Origin of the sequence: Virgibacillus proomii (genome assembly GCF_018916875.1) — a bacterium.
GTDB classification, from domain to species: Bacteria; Bacillota; Bacilli; order Bacillales; family Amphibacillaceae; genus Virgibacillus; species Virgibacillus proomii_B.
Window position 1 is genome coordinate 140,786 of the sequence record NZ_JAHLNO010000021.1, and the last position, 9,761, is coordinate 150,546.

Here is a 9,761-nt window from a genome sequence, read left to right on the forward strand (position 1 = left end):
TTCTTCATGCGGAAAGTTTGGGACACTATAGGAGCGACGTGGCGTAGTTTCAGTGAACGTAAAGCTTACATTTAGCAACAGAACGCCAAAAACAAGCAAAGAACAAAAAGCACAGGCGCTCAGGAGCGATGAACAAACCCAATGTCTTCTGATGAGATAACGTGTAACTTCATTCAAGGAGTGCTTTTCTCCTTGAAAAAGAAGAACACTTTTTCTGCGTGCGATGTATCGCTGTCGCGGGTTGTTTCTTGTCCTTGAAAAAGAAGGACGCTTTTTCTACGTGCGATGTATCGCTGTCGCAGGTTGTTTCTTGTCCTTGAAAAAGAAGGACGCTTTTTCTGCGTGCGATGTATCGCTGTCGCAGGTTGTTTCTTGTCCTTGAAAAAGAAGGACGCTTTTTCTACGTGCGATGTATCGCTGTCGCAGGTTGTTTCTTGTCCTTGAAAAAGAAGGACGCTTTTTCTGCGTGCGATGCTTATTCAAGAAGCTGCTCTGGACTGTCGACCCAAACGAATCAGAAATTTAGGAGCCGTTTCTCTCATAAAGATCGAAAATAATAAGCATTTTTCAAATGTAGGAAATACGGCCCCTTACATTCGGGATAAAAGAAACATGTCTCTAAAAAAGGGGTATGCCGACGCCCGAGTAGCAATCCGGCTTTTAGTCGGCCTTCCTTTGGATTCGAGCCAATGTCGACTTATCGTAGGAAAAAAAATGAAAGTTTGCTAGACCTCGACCATTAGTAAACGACGGAGCTACGAAAAAAAGTTATCCACCATACAGAAACGGATATTATTTCCTAGGCAAAAAAAAAAACTTGGCTAGCGCTAATCTTTTGAGGAGTTAGTCCCAGTTAACAAATACTTAAACTCTAAAAAATTTACGGCATTGATTTAGCTTAAATTTTATTGATTCTAACACATGGAGAAATTCATTATGTCATTTTTGACCGCCTTTTTGAACATCCCTTCTAGGGGACTTTCTTTATTTCCATCCGATATTTGTTTAAAGGCTTCCCTGACAAAAGAAAATGAATGCTGTTTTATACGGATAAAACACCTTCCACAAAAACCTTGTGGAAGGCTATATAAAGAAGCTTTATTTAGCTACTTCCCGTTTATCACGAATGTAAGATGCGGTAAGACTCCCACTTCAATAGTGATAGAGAATACAAAGAAGTCTAGGTGGAGGGAACGGCTCTCCTAAATGCCAATTCATTCGAATTGATAGGACAGAGTTGCTACAGCAGCAATACACCGCGGTTTTTCATGGACAAGGAAGCTTGAACAGCGACAATTGCACGCAGGAAAAGTGCTTTTCTTTCAAGGAAGCCCGAGTTTTTAGTCTTTGTTCTACTTCTATCAGCAGGGGGTGTAGGAAAATTCCTACTGATAGAAGTTTCACTTTATTAGTCTATTGGTTATAAGTGTTATTTGAGAATAATAAATGCCCCTTTATTATTCAAGCCTATCTTTACTTTTTGTCCTTTAGCAATGGTTCCCTTCAAAAGCTCCTCTGATAATAAATCTTCTATATTCTTTTGAATGGAACGACGAAGCGGCCTTGCACCATATTCAGGATCAAATCCTTCATTAGCAATTTTTTCAATTGCTTTATCAGTTAGTGAAAATTCAATCCCTTGTTCTTTCAGACGACGCTGTAACTGTTCAATCATGAGTATGACAATGCTCTTCATATGCTTTTTCTCTAAGGAATGGAACACAATGGTTTCGTCAATACGGTTTAAAAATTCTGGGCGAAAGGCTTTTTTCAATTCATCTATGACTTTTGCCTTCATATCCTTATATTCTTGGCTTTCGTCTCCAATATTAAAGCCAACGTATTTATTTCGTCTCAATTCACTAGCTCCAACGTTTGATGTCATGATCAGCACCGTGTTGCGAAAGTCTACTACACGACCCTTTGAATCAGTTAATCGTCCATCTTCAAGTACTTGTAATAAAATGTTAAATACCTCTGGATGTGCCTTTTCAATTTCATCTAACAATACAACGGAATACGGTTTTCTACGTACTTTTTCTGTCAACTGACCGCCTTCTTCATAACCAACATAGCCGGGAGGAGAACCAACCAAGCGAGAGGTCGCGTGTTTTTCCATATACTCAGACATATCAATTCGAATCATCGCATCCTCATCTGCAAACATTGCCTCAGCCAATGCTCTGGCTAATTCTGTTTTTCCAACCCCTGTTGGCCCTAAGAAAATAAATGAGCCAATTGGTCGCTTCGGATCTTTTAAACCTGCCCGAGCCCTTCGAATAGCCTTAGCGATCGCGTTTACGGCCTCTTCTTGACCGATAACACGATTATGAAGGATTTTTTCTAGATTTAATAAGCGGTCACTTTCATCTTTTGTCAATTTAGAAACAGGTACTCCTGTCCATATGGATACAACGCTTGCTATGTCCTCAACCGTGACCTCTGAGTCCATTTGGCCTTGTTTTTCCTTCCATTTTCGCTTTGTTTCCTCTACTTCCTCACGAAGTCGCTGTTCAGAATCGCGAAGTGAAGCAGCTTTTTCAAATTCTTGGCTTTGTACAGCTGCATCTTTTTCCTTGCGAACCTCTTCCAGCTTCTGTTCTAGCTCTTTTAGATTTGGCGGAACCGTATAAGAACGCAAACGCACTTTGGAGCCAGCTTCATCAATGAGATCAATTGCTTTATCAGGAAGAAAGCGATCCGTAATATAGCGGTCAGATAGGTTTACTGCAGCATTAATAGCTTCATCGGTAATCGTCACACGATGGTGCGCCTCGTAACGATCACGTAAGCCTTTTAAAATTTGTACTGTTTCTTCTAACGTAGGTTCATTTACTTGAATGGGCTGGAACCTGCGCTCTAGAGCAGCATCCTTTTCAATATATTTACGATATTCATCTAACGTTGTTGCACCAATACATTGCAATTCACCACGGGCAAGAGAAGGCTTTAATATATTGGAAGCATCAATTGCTCCTTCTGCACCGCCAGCACCGATTAAGGTATGAAGCTCATCTATAAATAGAATGATATTACCAGCTTGGCGAATTTCTTCCATTACCTTTTTTAAACGATCCTCAAATTCCCCGCGATACTTAGTACCTGCAACTACAGTACCCATATCAAGTGTCATTACTCGTTTATCCCGTAACGTTTCCGGAACCTCGTTGTTAACAATTTGTTGTGCAAGCCCTTCTGCAACAGCTGTCTTACCAACCCCAGGTTCACCAATTAAAACCGGATTATTTTTCGTACGTCGACTTAACACTTGAATGACACGTTCAATTTCCTTGCTACGTCCGATAACTGGATCAATATTCCCCTCTTTTGCACTATCGGTAAGATCACGAGCAAGGGAATCAAGTGTTGGTGTGTTAGCATTTGATTGCTGTCCACGACCTTGACGATTTGCTTGCGACTCATTGCTCCCTAACAACTGTAGCACTTGTTGTCTTGCCTTGTTAAGACTGACCCCTAAATTATTTAATACTCTGGCAGCAACACCTTCTCCTTCACGGATAAGACCAAGAAGAATATGCTCCGTACCTACATAGGAGTGTCCGAGCTTTCTTGCTTCATCTTGACAAAGCTCTACTACTTTTTTGGCCCGTGGCGTATAATGGATCGTTTGCATCGGTTGCTTGCCAATACCAATTAAATTCTCTACTTCCTGCTGAATTTTGGAAACTTCCAAACCTAGGGATTGTAATGCTTTAGCAGCAATACCCTCTCCCTCACGAACAAGAGCTAAAAGAATATGCTCCGTTCCAATATTGTTATGACCCAGTCGAACAGCTTCTTCCTGAGCTAGTGCAAATACTTTTTGTGCTCTTTCTGTAAAACGTCCAGACATCATATAAAAATTACCTCCTTAGCTATTGCTCTAATTGTAAGCGTTGGCGAATAAGTGATGCTCGTAATTGGTCACGTTCATTTGCATTTAAAGTCTTTTTAGCATATTGTTGTAAAAAACCTGGCTGTGTCAATATCATTAATTCATTTAATATATTCCGTGAAATATTTTTTATTAACCCTAAGTCAATTCCTAGACGAACATTGGATAAGCAAGCAGCGGCCTCTTGAGACTCGATGATTCGAGCGTACTCCAATACACCGTATGAACGATAAATACGATCTTCTAATTGAACTCCTAATTGTTTTATTAACTGTTCTCTTGCATAACGCTCATACTCAATTAATTGCTTTACCACACTTTGCAAATCAGCTACAATATCCGCTTCTGGTTTTCCTAATGTTATTTGATTGGATATTTGAAAAATATTACCTTGCGCTTCACTACCTTCACCGTAAATACCCCTTACTACAAGGCCTAACTGGTTAATTGCCGGAAGCATGCGATTAATTTGTTTCGTTACAACTAGTGCTGGTAAATGCATCATAACTGATGCCCGCATCCCCGTACCTACATTTGTAGGACAACTTGTTAAATATCCACGCTTTTCATCAAATGCATAATTAATTTTTTCTTCCAACCAATCGTCTATTTCAAAGGCTTGTTGCAATGCTTCAGATAGCTGAAAACCCGGAACATATAATTGCAAGCGTATATGGTCTTCTTCATTTATCATAAGGGACACTTGTTCGTTTTCTGATATTAGTGCTGCTGCAGACTCAGAATGTTTGGCCAATAACGGGCTTATCAAATGCTTTTCGACTAGAACGCGTTTCTCTATCACGGTTAAATCACGAATGGATAGAAATGCAAAATTCTTGTATGCCCCGAAAGATTTACCTTCGTATTTTTCTTTAAAAAAACTACGAATTTCCTCTAGTTGACTTGGATCGGCTACAATGGGATAAGCGACATTTGCAAAGTTACGTGCAAGCCGGATTCTACTGCTTAATACAATATCACTATCGGGTCCTTCTTTTCGCATCCAGGGGCTAATTGCTTCGTTCATAAAGTGTTGCAGTGTCATGCTTGGTCACCTGCCTCTGAATCATCCTGCTGACTTAATTCACGTATTTGATCTCTTACTTTTGCCGCCTCTTCAAATTCCTCGTTCTCTACTAGTTTCTTCAAATGTGCTTTTAAGTCCTTCAGCTGTTTCTTTTTATGCAAATGTCCTCCTTGACGTTTTGGTATTTTCCCATTATGCTTCACATTACCTGCATGTACCCTTCGAAAAATAGGATCTAACCTGTCATTAAAAGTTTCATAACACACAGCACAGCCAAATTTACCAACTTGTTTAAATTGCGAAAATGTCATCTCACATTTAGGACATTGTAAATCGTGTAGTTGTTGATAGCTTTTCCCTTGAGGTTTAGTTAAGCCTGAGGTATCAAAATTAAAGAGTCCGGAAAGTAAATTATGCAATGAATGTCCTTCTTCGGGGTAACTCATGTAACCCATTTCCTTTGCACACACTTTGCAAACATGAACCTCCATTTTTTGTCCTTGAATAACTTGTGTAAAATGAACTGTCGCGGGCCGCTCATGGCATTCTTGACATTCCATTTATACCACCCCTTACTTATTTAGGTACTTGAGTGTCGTTAACATTGATGTTAATACACGAGCTCGTACTTCATCTCTTAATGGTAACTTAAACGCCAATGTACTTCGTTTAATAGCACTTAACATAATTTTAGCTTCTCGTTCTGTGACCAGTTCTTCCTCTAATAATCGTTCTAATACACCTAATGCTTTTTGTTGTGAAACAGAAGGGTTAATCATTTCAATGATTTCATCAATCAGCTTTGACTTATCTTGATGAGTCACTCGGATAATTCGAATATAACCGCCACCGCCTCGCTTACTTTCTACTATATACCCTTTTTCCACTGTAAAACGAGTATTAATCACATAGTTAATTTGTGAGGGGACACATTTAAATTGGTCAGCAATCTCGCTTCGTTTAATTTCAATTACATTTTTCCCTTTTTGTTGAAGGATTTTTTTTAAATATCGCTCAATGATATCTGATATATTACTCATATGCCCACCCCCTTTTACTTTAGCCTTATACTTTTGACTTTGACTATCTTTGACTATACCCTTATTATACGGGAATTTAACGAAGATGCAAATACATTGTATATGTTTATTTTAGACAAAAATCACGAATACAAAACCAAATATCAACAGACGATTATATTTTATAAGGCTGGAATGAAAATTACTATTTTTGCTTACAACAAAAGATGGGATTATTGTTCACTAATGCAGGTAGATTGAAAAAGATGACTATCAATCCTCTGGAACAGAAGATTGCCTCGTTACGACTATCTGTAAAAACGAAACTTTATATGCTATGGTTTTATACTTTTTGAACATCTAAAAAAACAAAGATGCATAAAGTGAAACTTCATTCAGTGGATCTTTTTTCTTCATCCCCTCTGATAAAAAATATTAGAAAAACTTGGCTTGTCGCCAAGTCTTTCTGGCGAAAGCTATAGTTTTTCTTATACTATAAACCATAAAGTTTTATACTTTCCTATAGTGGAACAAAGGCTAAACTCTCGGGCATATCACTCTTGAAATCGGAGTCCTACCGCAGCTTAAATGTGAAATAAAATTTATTTACTTGAAAAAAACTACCAGTATACGTGCTACTAGCAGGTGTAATTATACGATTATGTTAGCTCTGTTACATTTTTTACATAATCGACATGAGCTATTTCGTCAAATAAAGAAATCCGATCCAATTCCGGATTATTTTCCATAACGATAAAGATATTTCTCAAATTATTTTCGACTTTTGATACCTCCACTTTTTTTATGGCTATATTGAACTTATCAAATACTTTAACTACTTCATTTATCTGAACATCCGGTAGAGTAACAATTTGAATGACATTGGGAGCTTTTCCACGTTGAAATAAACGTTCAAAATTATTGAGAAATATAAGACTAAGTAAAATAATTACTGTTGTCAATACAGCAGCTGCGTACATCCCTGCACCAACAACTAATCCTAAACCTGCAACTGTCCATATGGAAGCGGCAGTAGTTAATCCTCTTATCGTTCCTCCATAAACAATAATTGTCCCAGCACCAAGAAAGCCGATTCCACTAATTACATAAGAAGGAATTCTGGCAGGGTCAAAACGAATATTATCATATTCCTCTAGAAACATTTCAAAACCAAATAATGATAACAGCATCATTAAACAAGAACCTACACCCACTAAAATATGTGTTCGAAAACCTGCAGAGTGATTTTTTAACTCCCGTTCGAATCCAATTACTCCTGCTAGAACTAATGCTATCAGTAGACGTGTCAATATGATATAAAAGTTATCCCCCAATAATTCGTGCACCATCTCTTTCAATGATTATCCCTCCTTACATTACTTTAGTTAATAAGTTAAATTCATTCTACCTTAAAAATATAACTTGTATAGTATGAAAATTTCGTCTATACAAGTGTTTATTCAAAAAGAGAAATTGACCTAACTAAGGTCGATTAAGGTCACAACATCCTGAAAAACCACTTTATGGAGTTTTTGAACAACGTCTATAAAAGAATATATATGTTAGAAAACACTTTTATTTCACTACTTACATAGTTTTTAAATTTTAGGTGCTGTTATCATATAAAACGGTTCTCTGTCAAATGAGGTGGTGGAAACTTCCACCATCTCTTTTGGCTTTACATGATTTTTTTAACTTCTTGTTGCCACAATATTTTCTTTTTCATTCGCTCATAGCTTTTAATTCCAAATGAATTACGTTTAACACTTTTATGGTATTATTTACTCCTTTAATATACCCATTGTTAAATGGATACATAAACGAATGTATGATTTCTTCTTCCTACGTTGAAATGTCCCCTTTATACACTGAAATGCTTCCAAATTAGAGTTTTTCATAGCTTCCATACAAGATTCCAAGCTTGATTTTATGGCATCTTTGTTACTTACTTTAAACCATGTATCTAGCTTATTCTTTAACTAGTAGGCTTCTTCTAAGCGAGGGGGGGTCTTATAGGAAACAGCTTACCCACCTATTAACAATAAATACCCCTGTGCTAACGGGTGGTATTCTCTCGGCTGGAAGACCTTGTTACTGACCAAACCCTAAAGGGCTACTGAACGGTTTGCCTTATGTACTACTTCTACTGGCCAAACCTCAAAAGGCCTTCTTGCTCACTTATGTCGTTTCTTCTTTATCTCTTCACCGGTAAATGGATTAATATATTCTTTCATGCCTAATTGTTCTCACGACTATATCATCTTGTATCTGATTTCAAATATATTCTTCTATTTTTCTCTTGTTTCTCCTACTGTATCTACATAATATCCTGTACACCAAAATTTTCGGTTCCCATATCGATATTTTAAATTGGCATGACGATCAAATATCATCAAATTTTCTTTTACATAAAGTCCTTAATATTTCCCCTATAACTTTTTTAATCTTTCCATAATTAACTTGTCTTCGGAATACTTGTATATGTAAAATATTTCTCGAGATGATTTAGAAAAAATTGTGGAAAAAAAGAAAGAAGGTACTCTATGATAGATGTATGCTTCCAGGCAAATACATCATGAAAAGAGAGACCTTCTTATGAAGAACATTATCTCAAAACTGTACGAGATAATAAAGAATACAAAAGATTTTATTGAAGCAGAAGAAAGTATCCAAAGCTATATGTATAACTTGTTTTCAGATTTGTTAGGGGAAGTATTTCACATATAGATCAAGCGATAAAGAAGGAGGAGCAGGCATCTGGCTGGTTGGTGAAAAGAGAGGATTGTAAAACCGTTCCATTGGTAGAAGTAAAAGTAGCTGAATTAGCCAGTGAATGTACGTATCGTGAAGCATGAAACAAAGAGGCATGCATTGGAGCGCTGAAGGAGGAGAAGCAATGGGGAAAATCAAGCAAGGGATCTTAAATCAGACATGAAGGGATGCTTATTTAAACCAACAGCACAGAAGTGTGAGAAACTACGGGAAGTGAAACATATCGTGAGAATGTCAGAAATACTACACCAAGCAGTGCGTTATGAAACAAGGCGCAATCTCCTTATATCAAGCCCATTCCACTGCCATAGGTCAATTGGTTAAGAGCTTCCGATCTTCCTCCATTTTTAGTAAGGTTCTTTAAATCCTTTCTAAAAAACGGAGGCCACCAAGCGATAGCGCGGTAGTGGAATAAGCGTACATTAATAGAGTACTGAAAGTATTGGCTTTATCACCATGTCGAGAAAAACTTGGGACGCATACAAATACGATATGGTACTTACAATTCCACTTTGTGTGCTAAACTATTAGTGTCCTTGGACATATAAACTCCTCCGTATGCTTTTATTTGGTTGGCAAACAATAAATATTTTAGCACCATGGAGGAGTTTTTTTAATACCTCGCTTGAAGCTTTTTGAACCATAGGCTAAGCCTTGGGTTTTCATAGTTACAACAACAAAAAACTGACCATTTTAAAAAGGTCAGTTTTTCCTTAATATGCCTGGCGGCGTCCTACTCTTGCAGGGGCAAAGCCCCAACTACCATCGGCGCTGGAGAGCTTAACTTCTGTGTTCGGTATGGAAACAGGTGTGACCTCTCCGCTATTGCTACCAGACATGATGTTTATGTTTTTCTAAAAAATAGGCACAAGCCTTATTATAATTGTTTTCGTAAAAAAAGCAAGTCTTTTTATCAAAAAATGTGGATGATACCTTAAAAACTAAATAAGAGATCATTCAACGACTATCTTCCCATTTTGATTTAGTTAAGTCCTCGATCGATTAGTATTCGTCAGCTTCACGTGTCACCACGCTTCTACCTCGAACC

General features: G+C 37.6%; 6 protein-coding genes, 1 rRNA gene and 1 pseudogene. All 8 read right to left on the minus strand.

Going from position 1 to position 9,761, the window contains the following annotated elements; translation table 11 throughout:
* Positions 1–276: 276 nt before the first annotated feature.
* Positions 277–483 carry a hypothetical protein gene (locus KQI21_RS12745; protein WP_216484547.1) on the minus strand — a complete coding sequence of 69 codons (207 nt, stop codon included), beginning with the start codon at positions 481–483 and terminating at the stop codon, positions 277–279.
* Between the two features lie 946 nt (positions 484–1,429).
* A complete protein-coding gene (gene clpC / locus KQI21_RS12750) occupies positions 1,430–3,856 on the minus strand; it encodes an ATP-dependent protease ATP-binding subunit ClpC (RefSeq protein WP_216484548.1) in 2,427 nt (808 codons plus the stop codon).
* A 19-nt stretch (positions 3,857–3,875) separates the two neighbouring features.
* Positions 3,876–4,940: a protein-arginine kinase McsB gene (mcsB, locus tag KQI21_RS12755; protein ID WP_216484549.1), complete on the minus strand. Its 1,065-nt coding sequence runs from the start codon at positions 4,938–4,940 to the stop codon at positions 3,876–3,878.
* The gene (gene mcsA / locus KQI21_RS12760; RefSeq protein WP_216484550.1) at positions 4,937–5,482 is read right to left on the minus strand and encodes a protein-arginine kinase activator protein McsA; all 546 of its coding nucleotides are present in this window, start codon (positions 5,480–5,482) and stop codon (positions 4,937–4,939) included. The genes mcsB and mcsA overlap by 4 nt, the downstream gene beginning before the upstream one ends.
* A gap of 12 nt (positions 5,483–5,494) precedes the next feature.
* Entirely contained in the window at positions 5,495–5,962 is a 468-nt protein-coding gene (locus KQI21_RS12765) for a CtsR family transcriptional regulator (RefSeq protein ID WP_216484551.1), read from the minus strand.
* A gap of 638 nt (positions 5,963–6,600) precedes the next feature.
* Positions 6,601–7,290 carry an MgtC/SapB family protein gene (locus KQI21_RS12770; protein WP_216484563.1) on the minus strand — a complete coding sequence of 230 codons (690 nt, stop codon included), beginning with the start codon at positions 7,288–7,290 and terminating at the stop codon, positions 6,601–6,603.
* 825 nt (positions 7,291–8,115) lie between these two features.
* Positions 8,116–8,446 (minus strand): annotated as a pseudogene (locus KQI21_RS16250) (transposase).
* 987 nt (positions 8,447–9,433) lie between these two features.
* A 5S ribosomal RNA gene (gene rrf, locus KQI21_RS12775) occupies positions 9,434–9,549 on the minus strand.
* Positions 9,550–9,761: the final 212 nt, after the last annotated feature.

What these genes read in the sequence shown, in the direction of transcription:
- clpC (WP_216484548.1), bottom strand. Translation starts at nt 3,856, where the DNA reads ATGATGTCTGGACGTTTTACAGAAAGAGCACAAAAAGTATTTGCACTA.
- mcsB (WP_216484549.1), bottom strand. Translation starts at nt 4,940, where the DNA reads ATGACACTGCAACACTTTATGAACGAAGCAATTAGCCCCTGGATGCGA.
- mcsA (WP_216484550.1), bottom strand. Translation starts at nt 5,482, where the DNA reads ATGGAATGTCAAGAATGCCATGAGCGGCCCGCGACAGTTCATTTTACA.
- KQI21_RS12765 (WP_216484551.1), bottom strand. Translation starts at nt 5,962, where the DNA reads ATGAGTAATATATCAGATATCATTGAGCGATATTTAAAAAAAATCCTT.
- KQI21_RS12770 (WP_216484563.1), bottom strand. Translation starts at nt 7,290, where the DNA reads ATGGTGCACGAATTATTGGGGGATAACTTTTATATCATATTGACACGT.